15 protein-coding genes are annotated in these 18,813 nt (G+C 67.5%); 7 read left to right on the top strand and 8 right to left on the bottom strand.

The features are described from left to right. From VHB27_RS20635 to VHB27_RS20610, 6 genes are all read right to left on the bottom strand, one after another. On the bottom strand, positions 1-224 hold a 224-nt coding region (locus tag VHB27_RS20635), incomplete at its 3' end, for a hypothetical protein (protein WP_325604093.1). Between the two features lie 550 nt (positions 225-774). Next, positions 775-2,253 carry a glycerol kinase GlpK gene (gene glpK, locus VHB27_RS20630; protein ID WP_325604091.1) on the bottom strand — a complete coding sequence of 493 codons (1,479 nt, stop codon included), beginning with the start codon at positions 2,251-2,253 and terminating at the stop codon, positions 775-777. A gap of 54 nt (positions 2,254-2,307) precedes the next feature. Beyond that, a complete protein-coding gene (locus VHB27_RS20625) occupies positions 2,308-3,702 on the bottom strand; it encodes an MFS transporter (RefSeq protein WP_325604089.1) in 1,395 nt (464 codons plus the stop codon). 294 nt (positions 3,703-3,996) lie between these two features. After that, positions 3,997-4,881 (bottom strand): carbohydrate ABC transporter permease, encoded by an 885-nt coding sequence (locus tag VHB27_RS20620; RefSeq protein WP_325604087.1) that lies wholly within the window; start codon positions 4,879-4,881, stop codon positions 3,997-3,999. Next, a complete protein-coding gene (locus tag VHB27_RS20615) occupies positions 4,878-5,801 on the bottom strand; it encodes a carbohydrate ABC transporter permease (RefSeq protein ID WP_325604085.1) in 924 nt (307 codons plus the stop codon). The genes VHB27_RS20620 and VHB27_RS20615 overlap by 4 nt, the downstream gene beginning before the upstream one ends. 9 nt (positions 5,802-5,810) lie before the next feature. Next, positions 5,811-7,190, bottom strand: a complete 1,380-nt coding sequence (locus VHB27_RS20610; RefSeq protein ID WP_325604084.1) for an ABC transporter substrate-binding protein — start codon at positions 7,188-7,190, stop codon at positions 5,811-5,813. Positions 7,191-7,483: 293 nt separating this feature from the next. Here VHB27_RS20610 and VHB27_RS20605 point away from each other — a divergent pair, with 293 nt between their 5' ends. The 4 genes from VHB27_RS20605 to dnaN all read left to right on the top strand — a co-directional run bounded on the left by VHB27_RS20605 (position 7,484) and on the right by dnaN (position 11,674). Further along, on the top strand, positions 7,484-8,212 hold the full coding sequence (locus tag VHB27_RS20605) for an SDR family NAD(P)-dependent oxidoreductase (RefSeq protein WP_325604082.1): 729 nt from the start codon (positions 7,484-7,486) through the stop codon (positions 8,210-8,212). A gap of 14 nt (positions 8,213-8,226) precedes the next feature. Next, the gene (locus VHB27_RS20600; protein WP_325604081.1) at positions 8,227-9,636 is read left to right on the top strand and encodes an amidase; all 1,410 of its coding nucleotides are present in this window, start codon (positions 8,227-8,229) and stop codon (positions 9,634-9,636) included. 11 nt (positions 9,637-9,647) lie between these two features. Further along, entirely contained in the window at positions 9,648-10,310 is a 663-nt protein-coding gene (locus VHB27_RS20595; RefSeq protein WP_325604079.1) for a MarC family protein, read from the top strand. Between the two features lie 239 nt (positions 10,311-10,549). Beyond that, the gene (dnaN, locus tag VHB27_RS20590; protein ID WP_325604077.1) at positions 10,550-11,674 is read left to right on the top strand and encodes a DNA polymerase III subunit beta; all 1,125 of its coding nucleotides are present in this window, start codon (positions 10,550-10,552) and stop codon (positions 11,672-11,674) included. Positions 11,675-11,741: 67 nt separating this feature from the next. Here the strand turns inward: dnaN and lpxB are convergent, their stop codons facing one another. After that, the gene (gene lpxB / locus VHB27_RS20585) at positions 11,742-12,887 is read right to left on the bottom strand and encodes a lipid-A-disaccharide synthase (protein WP_325604075.1); all 1,146 of its coding nucleotides are present in this window, start codon (positions 12,885-12,887) and stop codon (positions 11,742-11,744) included. Then, complete coding sequence (ubiG, locus tag VHB27_RS20580; protein WP_325604073.1) at positions 12,884-13,612, bottom strand: bifunctional 2-polyprenyl-6-hydroxyphenol methylase/3-demethylubiquinol 3-O-methyltransferase UbiG; 729 nt, start codon at positions 13,610-13,612, stop codon at positions 12,884-12,886. Before ubiG ends, lpxB begins: the two co-directional genes overlap by 4 nt. A 90-nt stretch (positions 13,613-13,702) precedes the next feature. On the opposite strand from ubiG, the gene VHB27_RS20575 reads away from it, so the two are divergent. From VHB27_RS20575 to ptsP, 3 genes are all read left to right on the top strand, one after another. After that, on the top strand, positions 13,703-14,935 hold the full coding sequence (locus tag VHB27_RS20575) for an aspartate kinase (protein ID WP_325604070.1): 1,233 nt from the start codon (positions 13,703-13,705) through the stop codon (positions 14,933-14,935). Next, entirely contained in the window at positions 14,928-15,947 is a 1,020-nt protein-coding gene (locus VHB27_RS20570) for an NAD(P)H-dependent flavin oxidoreductase (protein ID WP_325604068.1), read from the top strand. The genes VHB27_RS20575 and VHB27_RS20570 overlap by 8 nt, the downstream gene beginning before the upstream one ends. 430 nt (positions 15,948-16,377) lie before the next feature. Further along, entirely contained in the window at positions 16,378-18,606 is a 2,229-nt protein-coding gene (gene ptsP, locus VHB27_RS20565; RefSeq protein WP_325604066.1) for a phosphoenolpyruvate--protein phosphotransferase, read from the top strand. Positions 18,607-18,813: the final 207 nt, after the last annotated feature.

The raw sequence follows: 18,813 nt of genomic DNA, 5'->3' as shown, positions 1-18,813 counted from the left end.
TTATGCCTTTCGTGAGCATCGCGCTTGTTGTGATAAGCATTAATCGCTTGTGCCACAGCATCGATATGAGCTGACAGTTTTCCTGCACCCCTATCCCATCGCAACTCATTTCGTTGGAGATACTTATTTTGAGAGGAGCTTTGATCGCTGTTGGGGTCGTGTCCGCTATCGCATACCCACTTCTGTATAATTGAAGATAGCATACCCCCAATAGCGATGCACATCGCCAATATTCCCAACAACAATAGGAATATCAATCCCTGCCACCGCGTTTGACCCATTTACAGCCCGTCAAGTTTTGTCCCCTCCATGTTCAATGCAGCAATTGTTGCCAGAAGGAAAGTGGCCGCGATCGTTCCTCGGCTTAGTTTGTTGGCAATTGACACCTTGGCTCGTCTTGTCGGCCAGTTCCTGCTCGGTTGTCGCCGACCCCGGCATACCTCTATAATCGACAATGAGTTATCATATTTGGCAACTTCTCGTTGAAGACGGGAGCTATCAATCGTTATCGTATCCGACACAGAGCTACCGGATACGGGAATAATATGATCATAGGATCGAACAGCCGGAGCTGGCATCCAGGTGCGCCAGACCGGCGCAAGTCTCTGCGATCTGCCATTCCAGAACGGAGACCTGACCGGCGATCTTGGCTCGCTTGTTAACCAAGGCGTTGATAACGGGTGACATGCTCATACCGGGAATGGTATGGGGTTCAGTCTGTTACCTCTTCAGTCCTGCGGCGGCTGCCGCATAATACGGCGTGGGTCTAACCTTCTACACCCACCCGAACGACCGCTCCACCGCCTTCCGCCACCCGGCCTCCAGCCTTGCGCGCCGGTCCGCGTCCTGCGCCGGCGTCCACCGCTCCGCCTCCGCCCAGTTGGCCCGCAGGTCGTCCGGCCCGGCCCAGTAGCCGACCGCCAGGCCGGCGGCATAGGCGGCGCCCAGCGCAGTGGTCTCGACGCCGGCCGGCCGCACCACCGGGGCGGCGAGCATGTCCGCCTGGAACTGCATCAGCGTGCGGTTGACCACCATCCCGCCGTCCACCCGCAGCGTGGTCATCGGGATCCCGCTGTCCTTCTCCATCGCCCGCACCACGTCCAGGACCTGGTACGCGACCGCCTCCAGCGCCGCCCGAGCGATATGGCCGGCGGAGGCGAAGCGGGTCAGGCCGGCGATGATGCCGCGGGCGTCGGCCCGCCAATAGGGCGCGTACAGCCCGGAAAACGCCGGCACGAAATAGACGTCGCCATTGTCCGGCACCGAACGGGCCAGCGCCTCCACCTCGGCGCTGGTCTTGATCAGGCCCAGGCCGTCGCGCAGCCACTGGACCAGGGCGCCGGTGATGGCGATCGAGCCTTCCAGCGCATAGGTCGCCGGCCCGTCGCCCAGCTTCGCCGCCACCGTGGTCACCAGCCCGTGCGAGGACGGCATCGGCGTCTCCCCGGTCTGCATCAGCAGGAAGCAGCCGGTGCCATAGGTGTTCTTCGCCTCGCCGGGCGACAGGCAGGCCTGGCCCATCAGCGCCGCCTGCTGATCGCCCAGGATGCCGGCGATGGGCACGCCGGCCAGCGGCGCCCGCGCCTCGGCATAGACCGCGGAGGACGGAACGATCGCGGGCAGCACCGCGCGGGGGATGCCGAACGCGGCCAGCAGCGCGTCGTCCCAGTCGAGCGTCCGCAGGTCCATCAACTGCGTCCGGCTGGCATTGGTGACGTCGGTGACGTGCCGTCCGGCCAGGTGCCACAGCAGCCAGCTATCGACCGTGCCGAACATCAGATCGCCGGCCTCGGCCCGCCGGCGCGCGCCGGGCACGTGGTCCAGCAGCCAGCGCAGCTTCAGGGCGGAGAAATAGCTGGCCAGCGGCAACCCCGTCCGCGCGCGGAACCGGTCCTGCCCCCCGTCCCGCGCCAGTTCGGCGACCATCGGATCGACGCGCGTGTCCTGCCAGACCAGCGCATTGTGGACCGCCTCGCCCGTGCGGCGGTCCCAAAGCAGCGTCGTCTCCCGCTGGTTGGTGATGCCGACCGCCGCCAGGTCGTCCGGGGTCAGCCTGGCCTGCCGCAGCGCCTGCCCGATCACCGCGACCGTGTTGCGCAGGATCTCCCCCGGGTCATGCTCGACCCAGCCGGGTTGCGGGTAGATCTGGCGGTGCTCGCGCTGCGCCAGGGCGATCGTGTTGCCGGCTCGGTCGAAGACGATGAACCGGCTGGACGTGGTGCCCTGGTCGATGGCCCCGACATAGCGACGCATGCAGTCCCCCCTCCCCGCCCGGCGCCGCGGCCCCGGACGGAGAGGGGTCCGACGTCAGTGCGCGATCTGCTCCAGCGCCAGCCGGTTCGTCTTCGGTCCGGCGAGGGCGATACATGCAATCACGATCGCCATCGCGCCGGCAATGAAGATGAACACCGCGAGCACGCCGAACTGCTGCAGGATGGCGGCGATCACGAAGCCGGTGAAGACCGCCGACAGCCGGCTCCAGGAATACGCGAACCCGACCGCGCGCGCCCTGATCCGGGTCGGGAACAGTTCCGACTGGTAGTTATGGATCGAGAACGACAGCCATGCGTTCATCATCGTCTGCAGCGTGCCCACGATGATGATCGGGATCGCCGCGGTCTGCCACGAGAAGATGACGCCGAACACCGCGAGGCCCAGGCACGACAGGCAGACCTGCCATTTTCGTTCGATATGATCGGCGAACAGGGAACCCAGCAGCGGGAACAGCGGATAGGCGAACGCGATGATGAAGGAATATTCCAGCGTCTGCGACACGTGGATGCCCTTGGCGATCAGCAGCGTCGGCACCCAGTTCGCGAAACCATAGAAGCCGACGGTCTGGAAGAAGTTCGCCACCGACAGCATGATGGTGCGGCTGCGGTATTCGGGGCTGAACGCCTCGGCCAGGCTGCCGCGGGCGTCGCTTTCCAGGGCCGGCGGCTCCGGTTCCGGCAAAGGCTTGCCGTACTCGGCCTCCACACGGGCTTCGATCCGGTGCAGCACGCGTTCGGCCTCGTCGTGCCGGCCTTGCTGGGCCAGCCAGCGCGGCGATTCCGGCAGGCGCAGGCGCACGACCCAGACCAGCAGCGCGCCGACCGAACCGACCAGCACGACCCAGCGCCAGCCGGACAGGCCCAGCGGGGCGGTGCCGTTCAGCATCCAGGCCAGGAAAGCGACGACGGGGACAGGGATGAAGCCGATCGACTGCTGGATCGCGAAGGTCTTGCCGCGGAATCGTTTCGGCACCAGCTCCGAGATATAGGTATCGACCGTAACCAGTTCCACGCCGACGCCGATGCCGGCGATCAGGCGCCAGATGTTGATGCCGTTCGGCGTCGTCTGGAACGCCATCGCGGCGGTGGCGATGCCGAACCAGACCAGGGAGATGGTGAACACCGTCCGCCGTCCGAAACGATCCGCCAGGTGGGTGAAGAACATCGTGCCGATGAAAAGACCCAGGAACAGCGCGGCGATGAACGACGCAAGGCCGGTGAAGCCGAACAGCGACACCGTCGTCGGCGTGAAGATCTTGTCGGCGAACATGCCGGGCGCGATCGAACCGGTCAGGAAGATCGCATATGTGTCGAACCACGCGCCCAGGGACACGAGGAAAACGAGCGACCAGACGCTGCGGGTCATCGGCAGTCGATCGAGCCGCGCGGTGACCCGCGCGGCCTGGCTTGTACTTGTCTCGATATCCATGCATGATCCTCCCCTGCGCCGTGGCTGCCGATCCGGTCAGTGGCGCGTTTGTCATTGGCGGCGCCCCGTCCTTGGCCTGGTCAGGCCCTGTCCGGGGGTAGGCAGTCAAACCGGGCGAGGGCGGCAGCCGTACGCGCGGGTTCGCCGGGAACGAACGACATGCCGCGTGGAACGCTGCCACGGAGCGTGCGTCCTTCCCAAGGCAGGAGCGTAGTCACAAATCAGCGCGACGGAAAAGCCCCGGGCTTTTGCCTGCACATGGACCGCCAGCCGGATCGCCGCTTGGGCCGAGCTTCATCCTTTCACGCCGCCCATGGTCAGGCCGGCGCTCATGTGGCGGCGGAACGCGTAGTAGATCGCCACCGGCGGCAGGGCATAGATGACCGCCGTGGCCATCATCAGGTTCCACGGCGCCTCGTCGCTGTTGAGGAACTGCCCCAGCGCGACCGGCACGGTCATGTTGTGGTCGGAGGACAGCAGCAGGAACAAGTAAAGATACTCGTTCCAGGCCAGCAGCAGCGCATAGGTTCCCACCGCAACCATCGCCGGGCGCATCAGGGGAAGATAGATCCGCCAGTAAATGGCCCAGGGCGTCGCCCCGTCGATGCGGGCGGCTTCGTCCAGCTCGATGGGAATGCTCGTGCCGTATTGCTGGAAGATGAAGATCGCATAGGGCGTGGCGAACGTGACCTCGACGAAGATCACCGCCCACAGGTTGTCGGCCAGGCCGAAATTCTGCATCACCCGATAGAACGGTATCGCCAGGAACGACATCGGAATCACATAGGTCAGCAGCGCCGCGTTGCTGACCAGCCAGGAAAACCGCAGCTTCAGGCGGCCAAGGACGAAGCTGGTCAGGCTGCCGATCGCCAGCGTCAGGAACGCGGTCGCCCCGCCGATCCACAGGCTGTTGCGCATCTCGTGCCAGAAATGCGCGACGTACCAGTAGTTCTCCGTCAGCACGGTCCAGAAATTGGCGAGCGTCGGGTCGGACGGCCATATATCGCCGCTGAAGACGCTGTCCTTCCGCTCCAGCGCGACCGAAGCCATGTTGTAGAGCGGCATCAGCGTCCACAGCAGGATCAGCAGGCAGGCTACCACCTCCACCGTCAGCGCCATCGGCCGAAACGGGCGCCGGTTGCGGCGGAAACCCGTCAGGCCGGCGGTCGTCGCGCTCATAGCTGCACCCGTGTCGTCGCGAGCTTGCGCATCAGGATGATCACCAACGGAACCAATAGCGGCAGGGCCGACATGACCGCGGCCATGCCGAGATAGGGGTTGTCGATCTCGAACGCGTCGCGGATGCCCAGCGTGGCGAGGACATGGGTGGACAGCGAAGGACCGCCGCCGGAGACGAAGTAGACGGTGTTGAAGTCGCCCAGCGTCCAGATCGTCGAAAGCAGCGTGCAGATCAGGTACAGGTTGGCCAGCAGCGGGAAGGTGATCAGGGTGAAGCGCTTGACGCCGACGGCCCCGTCCACCGCCGCGGACTCGTACAACTCCTGCGGGATCGCCATCCGCCCGGCCAGGAAGATCACGGTCCAGAACGGCATCCATTTCCAGATATAGGCGACGATGACCGACCCCAGCGCCAGCCACCGGCTGTTGAGCCAGGACGGCCCGTCGATGTTGAACAGGTCATAAAGCAGGTTGTTGAACAGGCCCCATTCCCCGTTCAGCATCCAGTGGATGGCGATGAAGGTGGGGATCGCCGGCACCGCCCAGGGCAGGATGAAGACCACCAGCAGGCTGCGGACCCGCCAGTTCCGGCGGGTGAAGAACCCCGACAGCAGCAAGGCGCCGAACAGGTGCAGGTTCACGCCGATCGCCAGGTAGATCAGCGTATTGGTCAGCGTGCGCAGGTAGATCGGATCGGCGAACAGCGCCTCGTAGCTGGACGGGCGATGTCCCAGCCACAGCCCGTAGCCGACCGGGTAGACGACGAACAGCGCGAAGATCGCGGCATAGGGCACCAGGAACGCCAGCGCCCATGCCGTATCCGATCCATGGAGGCCGCGCCGCCAGAAGGGCGTGCCGGCCCGCGCGGCGAGGCGGGTGGAACCGATCGTCCCGGCTGTCCGGAAGGAATCGCCATCCATGACGGCGGCCTAGGACGCGTGCGGGATTTGGTATTGCGCGAAGATCGCCTCGATCCGGGAAAACGCCTTGTCCGTCGCCTTGTCGACCGGCATTCCGTTGATCACGTCCGCCGCGGCCACCGCGAAAGTGTGTTCGGCGTTCACCTGCGCATAGGCGGGGTTGAACACATAGAACCACGTCGCCGTCGGATCCACGACGCCCTGCTTGACCGCGACGGAGCGGTGCGGGTCCTTGGGGTCCAGCCAGTACGGATCGGACTTCACCATGGACGGCATCACCGGCAGCCAGCGGCCGCGCGCTTCCTTCAGATACGAATTCAGGTTCGCGGGCTGCACCAGGTAGCGCAGGAAATCCTTCGCGGTATCGACGTTCTTGGCGCCCTTGGGGATGAAGGCCAGCTCCACGCCCAGCAAGGCCGCCACCTGCTTGCCGCCGTTGTCGAGCGGCAGCGGCGCGCTCATGGTCTGGTTGTAATAGAGGTCCTTGTCCTCCATCACCGCCACCGAAATCGAGATCGTATCGTTCGGCGTCATCACGACTTCCTTGGCATGGAAGGCGTTGTTGTTGTCGGGATCGCCCCAGTTCAGCGCGCTGGGCGGCACGAAACCTTTCTTGAACGGATCGGTCAGGCGCGTAAGGGTGGTGATCACCGCCTGGCGCACCTTCGGATCTTTCACCTGCAACTGTCCGTCGGGCGTGACGATGCCGCCGCCGCCATAGGCAAGGAGGAACTGGTTGAACAGGTTGTTGGGATCGTCGCCGGTCGTCGACAGCGTGTAGCCCAGGCCATAGGTATGGCGCATGCGCTGCTGGCGCAGCTTGGTCTGCACCGGCTCGAAGAAGTCGAAGAACGCGTCCCAGGTCTCCGGTATGTCGCCGGCCTTGTAGCCTGCCTTCTCGATCAGCGATTTCCAGATCGGCAGGTTCAGCGACGCCCCCTTGAACGGGACGCCGTAATATCCGCGCTTCTTGTCCACGGCGTCGTAGAACTGCGAGGACTGGATCGCCGTCGGGCTCAATTCCGCCCGCTGGGTGTCCACGATGTCGGTCAGGTCGAGCAGCTTGCCCTTCCAGGCGTTCTGCGGAATGATCTGGCCCGGCGCGTTGTCGGCATACATCAGGTCCGGCACCTCGCCGCTGGTCAGCGCCGAAACGATCTTCTCGTTCAGCGCCTGGCCCGGCAGCAGCGACAGTTCGATGGTGTTGCCGCTGGCTTTCTCCCACGCGGCGACCAGCGTCCGGAACGCGGCGTCCTCGGCCGCATAGAAGCCCTGGTTCCACCAGACCTTGATGGTCTGCCCCTTCGCGACCGCCGGCCGCGCCAGGGCCGACGTCGCGGCGACCGCCGCCGATGCCTGCAATAACGCTCTACGCTGGATCCCAGCCATGGACTCTGCCCTCCCTTGGGACAGCCCCAACGGCCCGAGGCATTGCCATGGCGATATCCGACACCGCTCCCTGTTACGGGTAGCCGGATGTCCATCATGCGGTCGTTGCCCGACCGTGTCTCTTGGACGCTGAAGCCTGGCCGTCAGCCTGATCCTACCGGGGTTACGGCGCAATCAAGCCGCGCATGTCGTTGTTGTAATGTATTTCACGTTTCCGTGACCGTCCGACGCCGGCCCATCTTGCCCTTCCGCTCGGACCGTCCTTCACTGCCGGGCCCAAACAGGAGTCGCGTATGGCGCAGCGTTTCACAGGCCGGACGGCCGTCATCACCGGGGGCGTATCCGGCATCGGCGCAGGCATCGCCCGGCGCCTGGCGGCCGAGGGCGCGACGCTCAGCCTGTGGGACCGTGACTCGGCCGGGCTGGCCAAGGCCGGCAACCACCACGCGGTCGCGCTGGACGTCACCGATTCCGCCGCCGTCGCCCAAGCCGCCGCCGACACGGCCAAGGCGCTCGGCAGGATCGACATTCTGGTCACCTCCGCCGGCGTCACCGGTCCCAACCACCCGACCTGGGACTATCCGGTCGACGCCTGGGACAAGGTGATCGACATCAACCTCAAGGGCGTCTTCTACTGCTGCCGGGCGGTGGTGCCGTCGATGCAGGCGAACGGCTATGGACGGATCGTCAATATCGCCTCGATCGCCGGGAAAGAGGGCAATCCGAACGCATCCGCCTATTCGGCGTCCAAGGCCGGCGTGATCGGCCTGACCAAGTCGCTGGGCAAGGAGCTTGCGGCCACCGAGATCCGCGTCAACTGCGTCACGCCGGCGGCGGTGAAGACGCCGCTGTTCTCCCAGATGACGCCGCAGCAGATCGACTGGATGCTCTCCAAGATCCCCATCGCGCGGTTCGGCGAGATCGATGAAGTGGCATCGCTCGTGCTTTGGCTGGCCAGCGAGGAGTGCAGCTTCTCGACCGGCGCGGTGTTCGACATCTCGGGCGGCCGCGCGACGTATTGATTGGGGGATCGAAGATGAACGCAGAGGATCTGGGCTACCTGCCCGCGACGAAGCTGGCCGCGATGATCAAGGCCAAGGCGATCTCGCCGGTCGAATACATGCAGGCCTTGCTGGACCGGATCGAGGCGGTGGAGCCCAAGGTCAACGCCTTCGCCCATGTCGCCGCCGACCAGGCCATGGACGCGGCGCGGAAGGCGGAAGCCCAGGTCATGGCCGGCGAGAAGCTGGGGCGCCTGCACGGCCTGCCGGCGACGATCAAGGACCTGGCGATCACCAAGGCCATGCCGACCCAGATGGGCAGCAAGATCTACGCGGGAAACCAGCCGGCCGAGGACGCGCCGATCGTCACCCGCCTGCAGGCCGAAGGCGCGATCATCGTGGGCAAGACCACGACCAGCGAGTTCGGCTGGACCGGCGTGTCGCACTCGCCGCTGACCGGGATCACGCATAATCCGTGGAAATACGGCTACAACGCCGGCGCGTCGTCGGCGGGCGCGGGCGCCGCGGCGGCGGCCGGCTACGGGCCGTTGCACCAGGGCAGCGACGGCGCCGGGTCGATCCGCATGCCGTCGCATTTCTGCGGCGTTTTCGGGCTGAAGCCGTCCTTCGGGCGGGTGCCGAACTACCCCGTCTCCACCAACGACATGACCTCCCACCTGGGGCCGATGACCCGCACCGTCGCGGACGCGGCGCTGATGCTGGAGGTGATGGCCGGCCCCCACCCGCTCGACTACTCCAGCCTGGAGGCGTGGCCGGCGCCGTACGGCGCGCGGCTCGCCGAGGGCATCAAGGGCCTGAAGGTCGCCTATAGCCCCGACCTGGGGTTCGCCAAGGTCGATCCCGAGGTCGCGGAGCTGGTGAAAAAGGCCGTGGGACGGTTCGCGGAGCTGGGGGCGACGGTCGAACAGGTCGCCACGCCCTGGGCCCCCCCCGGCCCGGACCTGGTCCGCTTCACCTGGCCGGCCCATCTCGCGCGGCTGATCCCGCATCTGGCGAAATGGGAGTCGCAGATGGACCCCGGCCTGGTGGCCTGCATCAAGGAGTCCGTCAGCGTGTCGATGAAGGACTACCAGCTGATGCGCGACACCAAGATGGCCTATGTCTCGTCGATCCATCGCTGGTTCCAGGACTGGGACCTGCTGCTGACGCCCGCCGTCTCGGTCGCCGCCTTCCCCGCCGAACTGCTGCAGCCGCCGCACTGGCCGCAGCATCCGTGGGATTGGATCAGCTGGGCGGAGTTCTCCTATCCGTTCAACATGTCCTGGAACCCGGCGGCGAGCGTGCCCTGCGGCTTCACGCAAGAGGGCCTGCCGGTCGGGCTGCAGGTCGTCGGGCGGCGGTTCGACGACCTGGGCGTGCTGAAGGCCGCCGCGGCGTTCGAGGCCGTCCAGCCCTGGGCGGACAAGCGGCCCAAGCTGGGCTGACGCCAGCCCCCATGAACGACGCCGTCGCCGCCTTCCTGCTGGGGTTTCCGGCGCTGTTCTCGATCGTCAATCCGATCAGCGGCGCGCTGATCTTCCGCAGCATCACCGCCACGCTCGGGCATGCCGAGCGGCGGGCGATGGCGCGGAAGGTGGCGGTCAACTCCTTCGTGGTGATGATCGGCGCATTGTGGGCGGGGTCGTATATCCTGTCCTTCTTCGGCATCTCGCTGGCGGCCTTGCGGGTCGCCGGCGGGATCGTCGTGGCCCTGAGCGGCTGGAACCTGCTCAACGCCCCCGAAAGCCACGAGGCCAAGCGCGAGGAACAACTGACCGACGCCAGCGTGCGGCCCGACGACCCGTCGATGTTCCCGCTGACCATCCCGATCACGACCGGCCCCGGCACGATCTCGGTCGCCGTGGCGCTGGGCGCCAGCCATCCCAAGCAGTGGCCGGCGATCGGCTGGTTCCACATGGGCCTGACCGGCGCGGCGCTGACCCTGGCGGTGATCATCTGGGTCAGCTACGCCTTCGCCGACCGCGTGACCGCCTTCATGGGCCCGGCCAGCATCCGTGCCGTGACCCGGCTGGCCGCGTTCCTGCTGCTGTGCATCGGCGTCCAGATCCTGATCACCGGCGTGACCAACGTCCTGGGCCCGCTTCTGGGCAGCCACTGACCCGGCGGCGACTGGCCTGGGCGGCCATTGACCCGGGCAGCCACTGACCCGAGCATCCACTGGCCCGGGCTGCCACTGGGTCGGGCTGCCACTGGGTCGGGCTGCCACTGGCCGGGGCATCCTGACAGGTTGGTCCTTGGCAGAACGGTCCTTGGCGGATATCCGGGCGAACCGCTACATTGGCCTGTACGAATCGCCCTTTCCGACGCAACCGGCCCGACCGAGGTTAGGAACAGACCATGAAATTCACGGCCGACCGCGCCACTCTGATCAAGGCGTTGGCCCATGTGCAGAGCGTCGTCGAACGACGCAACACGATCCCGATCCTGGCCAACGTCATGATCGCGGTCCGGGACGGCAAGCTGACCCTGACCGCGACCGACATGGAGATCGCGATCGTCGAGGACGTGCCCGCCAGCACCAGCCGCAACGGCGCCTGCACCGCGCCGGCGGCGACGCTGTATGAGATCGTCCGCAAGCTGCCGGACGGCGCCGAGGTCGAGCTGGACCATCCCGGCGGCGACGCGCAGTTGTCGCTGCGCGCCGGGCGCTATGCCACCAAGCTGGTCGTGCTGCCGGTCGAGGACTTCCCGTCGATGACCGCCGGCAGCCTGCCGCACAAGTTCAGCCTGACGGCGCACACGCTGCGGGCCCTGATCGACCGCACGCGCTTCGCCATCAGTACCGAGGAAACCCGGTACTACCTGAACGGCATCTACCTGCATCACGCCGAGAGCGACGGCACCCAGGTGCTGCGCGCGGTCGCCACTGACGGCCACCGGCTGGCGCGGGTCGAGGAGCCGCTGCCGGAAGGCGCGGCCTCCATGCCCGGCGTGATCATCCCGCGCAAGACGGTGAACGAGTTGCGCAAGCTGCTCGACGAGGTCAACGGCAACGTCGAGGTCGGGCTGTCCGAGACCCGCATCCAGTTCCACGCCGACGCGATCCTGCTGACCAGCAAGCTGATCGACGGCACGTTCCCCGAATACGAACGGGTGATCCCGCGCGGCAACGACAAGGTGCTGCGCGTGGGGAAGAAGGACTTCGCCGACGCCGTCGCGCGCGTGGCGGCGATCTCCTCGGAGCGGTCGCGGCCCGTGAAGCTGGCGCTGCAGCACGACCTGCTGACGCTGTCCGCCTCCAGCCCGGAACAGGGCACGGCGACCGAGGAGCTGGACAGCGACCACGTCAAGTATGAGGCCGACCCGCTGGAGATCGGCTTCCAGGCCCGGTACCTGAACGACATCACCGACCAGATCCAGGAACAGGTGGAGTTCCGCTTCGCCGACGGGCAGGCCCCCACCGTGGTGCAGGACGCAGGCGATACCAGCGCGCTGTATGTGCTGATGCCGATGCGGGTGTAGCGGCCTCCGCCCGGGACGGGATGCGGGACCGGGACGAACCCCGCCGTGTCCCTGGACCGCGCCGCCCCTACCCCAGCAGCCCCAGCACCGCCTCCGCCGCGCTGTCGGACGGCATGCCGGCCAGGGGTCGCAGCATCGTCAGCGCCCTTTCGAACCCCGCCTGCTGCGCCGCCACCGCCGCCGGGTCGTCCAGCAGCCGCCTGACTTCCTCCGCCAGCCGCTCCGGCGTCGCATCGTGCTGGATCAGTTCCGGCACCACCATCCGGTCGAGCAGCAGGTTGAGGATCGAGGCGTATCTGACCTTCACCAGCCGCTTCGCGATCACATACGACAGGGGGTTCACCCGATACGTCACCACCATGGGCACCCGAGCGACCGCGAGTTCCAGGGTGGAGGTGCCCGACTTGGTCAACGCCCCGGCCGAGGCGGCGAACGCGTCGAATTTCTCCTCGGCCGAAGCGACGAGGACCGGTTTCACCGGCCACGCCAGGGTATGCCGCCGGACGGTATCCGCCACCGGCCCGGCCAGCGGCACGACCGGCACCAGGTCACCAGGCAGCCGCCGCAGCGCCTGCTCCAGGACCGGCAGCAGGCGCGACACCTCGGAGTGCCGGGAACCGGGCATCACGGTCAGCACGCGCGCCCCAGCCGGGATGCCGTGGCGGGCCCGGAAGCGCGCGGCGTCGCCCCGGTCCGCACCGCTTTCCAGCACCGGATGGCCGACGAACCGGGCACGCAGGCCATGGCGCGCGAAAAAGGCCGGCTCGAACGGCAGCAGGCACAGAAGCTCGTCCCACAGGCCCGGATAGCGCTTCACCCGGTTCTCCCGCCACGCCCAGACCTGCGGCGCGACGTAATGGACGCGCTTCAGGCCGCTGTCCCGCAGCGCACCCAGCACGCGCAGCGTAAAGCCGGGCGAATCGATCGTCACCAGCACGTCCGGCCGCCGCTCGGCGATATCGTCGATCGCCTGGCGCAGCAGGGCCTTCAACCGCCTGATCCGCGGCAGCACCTCCAGGAACCCCATCACCGCGAGGTCGCCGATCGGGAACAGGCTTTGCACGCCCTCGGCCGCCATCGCCTGCCCGCCGATCCCCGCGAAGACCACGTCGTCCCGCCGCGCCCGGATCGCGCGGACCAGCCGCGCGCCCAGCACGTCGCCGCTCTGCTCCCCCGCGACCAGGTAGATCAGGGGGCGGCCCTGCCGGCTCAACGCACCGCCGCCATGAGGTAGTTCACTCGCGTGTCGCGCCCGATGCGCCACTGTCCGCCGATGGGGTCCATCACCAGGCCGGCGGTCTTCGTCACCCGCAGCCCGGCGGCGCGCATCATGCCGGCCAGCTCGACCGGCGTGATGAAGCGCCGCCAGTCATGCGTGCCGATCGGCAGCATCCGCAGCACGTATTCCGCTCCGACCTTGGCGGTCAGCCAGGATCGGGGCGTACGGTTCAGCGTCGACATGACCAGCACCCCGCCCGGCTCCAGCAGCGACGCCAGGGCCTGGATGAAGCCCGGGGCGTCGGCGACGTGCTCGACCACCTCCAGCGCGATCACCGCCGGGACGCGCACGCCGTCCGCGACCAGGTCCTCGGCCGTCGCGTCGCGATAGGCCAGCTTCAGGCCCCGGCTGTCGGCATGCGCCTCGGCATGTCCCGTGGCATGTCCCTTGGCATGTCCCTTGGCGGCCTCGATCGCCGCGCCGGCCGCGTCGATTCCCAGCACGTCGTGGCCGTTGCGGGCCAGCGCCTCCGACGCCAGGCCGGCGCCGCAGCCGACGTCCACCACGCGGCAGCCGGGTTTCAGCAAGGTCTCGATCCAGGCGATCCGCACGGGATTCATCCGGTGCAGCGGCCTCATCGGGCCGTTCGGGTCCCACCAACGGCCGGCGAGCCGATCGAATTTCGCCACCTCCGCGTCCTGGACGGTTGTGCCGGTCATGAACCCCTCTCCGTTTGGGTTGCTCCCGCAGCCCACGGCCAGTATGTGTGCGCCCGCATCCCTATTTGGCAACCGTTCGCACTCCACTCCATGGCACGCATCGTAATGAAATTCGGCGGCACCTCCGTCGGGGACCTCGACCGCATCCACAACGTCGCGCAGCGCGTGAAACGGGAGGTCGAGGCCGGGAACCAGGTCGCCGTCGTCGTCTCCGCCATGTCCGGCGTGACCAACCAACTGGTGAAATACTGCACCGAGCTGTCGCCGCTGCACGACGCGCGGGAATACGACGCGGTGGTCGCGACCGGGGAGCAGGTCACGTCCGGCCTGCTGGCGATCTGCCTGCAGGAGAACGGGATCGACGCCCGCTCCTGGCAAGGCTGGCAGATTCCGATCCGCACCGACACCGCGCACGGCAAGGCCCGGATCCAGGAGATCGACGGGTCGGAGCTGATCCGGCGCATGACCGAGCAGAACCAGGTGGCGGTGGTGGCGGGGTTCCAGGGGCTGGCACCGGACAACCGGATCACCACGCTGGGCCGCGGCGGGTCCGACACTTCGGCCGTCGCGCTGGCCGCGGCACTGAAGGCGGATCGCTGCGACATCTACACCGATGTCGACGGCGTCTATACCACCGATCCCCGCATCGTGCCGCGCGCCCGGAAGCTCGACAAAATCTCCTATGAGGAGATGCTGGAGCTGGCGTCGGTGGGTGCGAAGGTGCTGCAGACCCGCAGCGTCGAGCTGGCGATGAACGAACATGTCCGCGTGCGCGTGCTGTCCAGCTTCAAGGACGGGCTGGCGAACGACACCGAAGGCACGCTTGTGGTCGATGAGGACGAAATCGTGGAAAAGCAGAACGTATCCGGGATCGCCTACTCCCGCGACGAGGCCAAGATCACCGTGCGGCGTGTCCCCGACCGGCCGGGCATCGCCGCCTCGATCTTCGGCGCGCTAGCGGAGCAGAACGCCAATGTCGACATGATCGTGCAGAACATCTCGGCTGACGGCACCACCGACATGACGTTCACGGTCGGCAAGGCGGACCTGCCGCGGGCGCGGACGGCGCTGGCGGGGGTGAAGGAGCAGATCGGCTACGCGGAGCTGCTGGAGGACCCGGACGTCGCGAAGGTCAGCGTCGTCGGCGTGGGCATGCGCAGCCACGCGGGCGTTGCCAATACGATGTTCCGCGCGCTGGCCGACAAGGCGATCAATATCCAGGTGATCTCCACCAGCGAGATCAAGGTCTCGGTCCTGATCGCGGCGGAATATACCGAGCTTGCGGTGCGCGCCCTGCATACGGCGTACGGCCTCGATGGCTGACGCGCGCGCCCGGCTGGACCGGCTGTGGTCGCGGGGGACCGCGTTCCTGGGGACGCAGTACGCCATCATGGGCGGGGCGATGTCCTGGGTCAGCGAGATGCACCTGGTCTCCGCCATCTCCAACGCCGGGGGGTTCGGCGTGATCGCCTGCGGGGCGATGTCGCCCGACCAGTTGGCCGCGCAGATCGCCGGCACGCAGCGGCTGACCGACAAGCCGTTCGGCGTGAACCTGATCACCATGCACCCCGATCTGCTCGACCTGGTGCGGGTGTGCCTGGAGGCGAAGGTGGGGCACATCGTCCTGGCCGGCGGCATCCCGCCCGGCCCGGCGGTGCGCGCGGTGAAGGACGGTGGGGCGAAGCTGATCACCTTCACCCCGTCGCTGGCCCTGGGCAAGCGCATGGTCCGCTCGGGGGCCGATGCGATCGTCATCGAAGGATCGGAGGCCGGCGGGCATATCGGCCCGGTTTCCCTGACCGTCCTGGCGCAGGAGATCCTGCCGCATCTGCGGGACGTGCCGGTCTTCGTCGCCGGCGGGCTGGGACGCGGCGAGGCGATCCTGGCCTATCTGGAAATGGGCGCGTCCGGCGCCCAGCTAGGCACCCGCTTCGCGGCGTCGAGCGAGTCCATCGCCCATGAGAAGTTCAAGAAGTTCTTCATCCAGGCCTCGGCCCGCGATGCGCTGCCGTCGGTGGAGCTGGACGCCCGGTTCCCGGTGATCCCGGTGCGCGGGCTGGTGAACGAGGGGACGCGCAAGTTCCTGGAGCATCAGGCCGAGACGCGGGACAAGTTCCTGGCCGGAGACGTCACGAAAGAAGAGGCCCAGTTGCTGATCGAACGTTTCTGGGCCGGTGCGCTGCGGCGCGCGGTGATCGACGGCGACGTGGAAACCGGGTCGGTGATGGCGGGGCAGTCCGTCGGGATGGTCACGAAGGTCCAGCCGGTGGCGGAGATCATCGAGGAACTGATCGCCCAGGCCGTCGCGGCGCTGGAAGACCGGGCGGCTCCATGACGAAATCCCGTGGCGGGAGGCCCGGTCCCGTGCGGCACCGGACCCCGCCTGCTACCGCTTTCGATTGATGGTGATGTTGACTTTCAAGGCCAAAACCACCATCATCAGCGGCAGAAGATGAAGATGTCCTAGCATCTTTTCCCTTCCACGGTTGAACCGGCGGGCTCATTCCCGCCGGTTTTTCGTTTCTGTACCGTGTCCGTGAAGGAACGGTTAACCCGCCACCGTTCGTGGATGCCCGGCCGCGCCCGCCACGTTATCCTGCCCCGCACCCGTCGAAACGCGTGATAAACCGGGGGACAGGTCCGCCTCGGACGAAATCTTGCCACGAGGTCACTTTTTAATTGGGCGCGGAGCGGTCACATAGGGTGTGACGATCATCAATCGGACGGGAAGGACACAGCGACCGGATGCGGACGCGGGCGGCACTATGGACGTGAATCCACCTCGCCATCTGCTGTCGCGGCTGCGGAACCTCCGCGCCCGCGGGGCTGCCCCGCTATCCGCGCTCGTCCAACTCGTCGCGGCCGAGATGGTCAGCGAGGTCTGCTCGATCTACGTCTCCCGTCCCGGAGACATCCTTGAACTCGCCGCCACCCACGGCCTGAACCCCGAGGCCATCGGCCACACGCGCCTGCGGGTCGGTGAGGGCATCGTCGGCCTCTGCGCCGCCACGGCCACGGTGATGAACCTGCCCGACGCGCAGAACCACCCGGCCTTCGCCTACCGCCCCGAAACCGGGGAGGAACCCTTCGCTTCCCTGCTCGCGGTGCCCGTCAGGCGGTCCGGCCGCATCCTCGGGGTGCTGGTCGTACAGAACCGGACGCCGCGGAACTTCACCGAACCCGAAATCGATGACCTGGAAACCGTTGCCATGCTTCTGGCTGAAATGCTGCCGGCCAGCGGCGCGACCGACGGACGCCCCGAAGGCGTCGGCGCCACCGTCCCGCGCCTGTTCAGCGGCACGCCCCTCAATCCGGGCATCGCCGTCGGTCCCGTCGTCCTGCTGAACGCGATCCGCCCGATCGCCCGCATCCTCTCGGACAACCCCGAAGCCGAACAGGCCCGCCTCGACGCCGCCGTGATCAGCATGCAGCGCGGCCTGGACGACCTGTTCGCCGATGCGCCGAAGACCGGACGTCCCGCCGACGTCACCGCCTCACGCGAGATCCTGGACGCGTACCGGCTGGTCGCCGCCGACGCCGGCTGGCTGCGGCGCGTGGCCGAGGTCATCAGCACCGGCATGACCGCCGAGGCCGCGGTGCAGAAGGTCTCCGGCGAACTGCATAACCGGATGCGCAGCATCGGCGACGCCTATCTGCGCGAACGGCTCGCCGACATGGAAGACCTGGCCAACCGCCTGCTGGCGACGCTGACCGGCACCGAGACGGCGACCGACGCGCCCAAGGGTGCGATCCTGGTGGCGCGCCGCATGGGACCGGCCGAACTGCTGGACTGGCACGCCCGCGGCATCGCCGCCGTGGCGATCGAGGAAGCCAGCCCCGCCGGCCACGCCGCCATTCTCGCCCGCGCCCTGAGCATCCCTGCCCTCGGCAACCTGCGCGGCATCCTCGATGCCGCCGAGAACGCCGACCAGGCGGTGGTCGACGCCGATGACGGCCAGTTCATCCTGCGCCCCGAAGCCGAGGTGCGCGACGCCTATGCCCGCGTGCGGGAGACGAAATCGGCGAAATCGGCCGAACTCGCCGTCTGGCGGGAACGGCCGGCGATCACGGCCGACGGCGTGGGGCTGACGCTGATGCTGAATGTCGGCCTCGGCCTGGAACTGCCGCAACTCGATCGCACGGGCGCGGACGGCATCGGGCTGTTCCGCACCGAGATCGCCATGATGGCGCGCGGCAGCGTCGCCGACGTCGCCGAACAGGCCGCCATCTACGCGCGGGTCCTCGACGACGCCTGCGAACGGCCGGTGATTTTCCGCACCCTCGACCTTGGCGCCGACAAGCTGCTGCCCGGCACCCAGACCGAGGAGGAAAACCCCGCCATGGGCTGGCGGTCGCTGCGCGTGGGCCTCGATCGCCCGGCGCTGCTGCGCCGCCAACTGCGCGCCCTGCTGCTGGCCGCGGGCGACCGGCCCCTGTCCGTCATGTTCCCCATGGTCGCGACGGTCGAGGAATTCCGCTCCGCCCGCGCCTTGCTGGAGGCGGAGGCGAAGCGGGTGCGCCCGTCGCCCCGGCGGCTGCATATCGGGACGATGCTGGAAGTGCCGGCCTTGATGTGGCAACTGCCGGAACTGCTGCACGAGGTCGATTTCGTGTCGGTCGGCTCGAACGACCTGCTGCAGTTCCTGTTCGCCGCCGACCGCGGCACCCCGTCGCTGTATGACCGCTACGACTTCCTCTCCGCCCCCGTCTTCAACCTTCTCGAGCAGTTGTCCACCACCGCTCGGGCAGCCGGGGTGCCGGTCTCGGTCTGCGGGGAAGCCGCCTCGCGCCCGCTGGAGGCGCTGGCGATCGCGGCCCTGGGCATCCACACCCTGTCGATGCCGGCCAGCGGCATCCTGCCGATCAAGGCGATGTTCAGCCGTATCGACCTGGCGGCGTTCCAGTCCGTGCTGGCTTCCCTGCGGCGCGGCGGCGGCATGAGCCTGCGGGAGCCGATCATGGCCTGGGCGCGGGAACAGGGCATCCTCGAATAGCCCCCAACGGGGGGCAGCCCGGCGGGACGGGCCAGCGGGACAGCCCGGCGGGACAGGCCGGCGGGACGGGCCAGCGGGACGGGCCAGCGGGACAGCCCGGCGCGGCGATCCGGCGTGGGAACCCTTCCCCTTCCCGAACCGTTGCTGCAGGACGCAGGGGTGGTATCCGATTTTCGTGCGGCAGGACGGGAAGCGGACGAATCGCAT

Source organism: Rhodopila sp. (assembly GCF_035548235.1).
In the GTDB taxonomy this organism is placed as follows: domain Bacteria; phylum Pseudomonadota; class Alphaproteobacteria; order Acetobacterales; family Acetobacteraceae; genus Rhodopila.
Note: the sequence above shows the minus strand (reverse complement) of the source record. Positions and strands in the feature narration are given on the sequence as shown.

Coding starts and splice junctions, on each gene's coding strand:
- ptsP (WP_325604066.1), top strand. CDS start 16,378: ATGGACGTGAATCCACCTCGCCATCTGCTGTCGCGGCTGCGGAACCTC.
- VHB27_RS20575 (WP_325604070.1), top strand. CDS start 13,703: ATGGCACGCATCGTAATGAAATTCGGCGGCACCTCCGTCGGGGACCTC.
- VHB27_RS20600 (WP_325604081.1), top strand. CDS start 8,227: ATGAACGCAGAGGATCTGGGCTACCTGCCCGCGACGAAGCTGGCCGCG.
- VHB27_RS20570 (WP_325604068.1), top strand. CDS start 14,928: ATGGCTGACGCGCGCGCCCGGCTGGACCGGCTGTGGTCGCGGGGGACC.
- VHB27_RS20625 (WP_325604089.1), bottom strand. CDS start 3,702: ATGGATATCGAGACAAGTACAAGCCAGGCCGCGCGGGTCACCGCGCGG.
- VHB27_RS20610 (WP_325604084.1), bottom strand. CDS start 7,190: ATGGCTGGGATCCAGCGTAGAGCGTTATTGCAGGCATCGGCGGCGGTC.
- ubiG (WP_325604073.1), bottom strand. CDS start 13,612: ATGACCGGCACAACCGTCCAGGACGCGGAGGTGGCGAAATTCGATCGG.
- glpK (WP_325604091.1), bottom strand. CDS start 2,253: ATGCGTCGCTATGTCGGGGCCATCGACCAGGGCACCACGTCCAGCCGG.
- dnaN (WP_325604077.1), top strand. CDS start 10,550: ATGAAATTCACGGCCGACCGCGCCACTCTGATCAAGGCGTTGGCCCAT.
- VHB27_RS20595 (WP_325604079.1), top strand. CDS start 9,648: ATGAACGACGCCGTCGCCGCCTTCCTGCTGGGGTTTCCGGCGCTGTTC.
- VHB27_RS20605 (WP_325604082.1), top strand. CDS start 7,484: ATGGCGCAGCGTTTCACAGGCCGGACGGCCGTCATCACCGGGGGCGTA.
- VHB27_RS20615 (WP_325604085.1), bottom strand. CDS start 5,801: ATGGATGGCGATTCCTTCCGGACAGCCGGGACGATCGGTTCCACCCGC.
- VHB27_RS20620 (WP_325604087.1), bottom strand. CDS start 4,881: ATGAGCGCGACGACCGCCGGCCTGACGGGTTTCCGCCGCAACCGGCGC.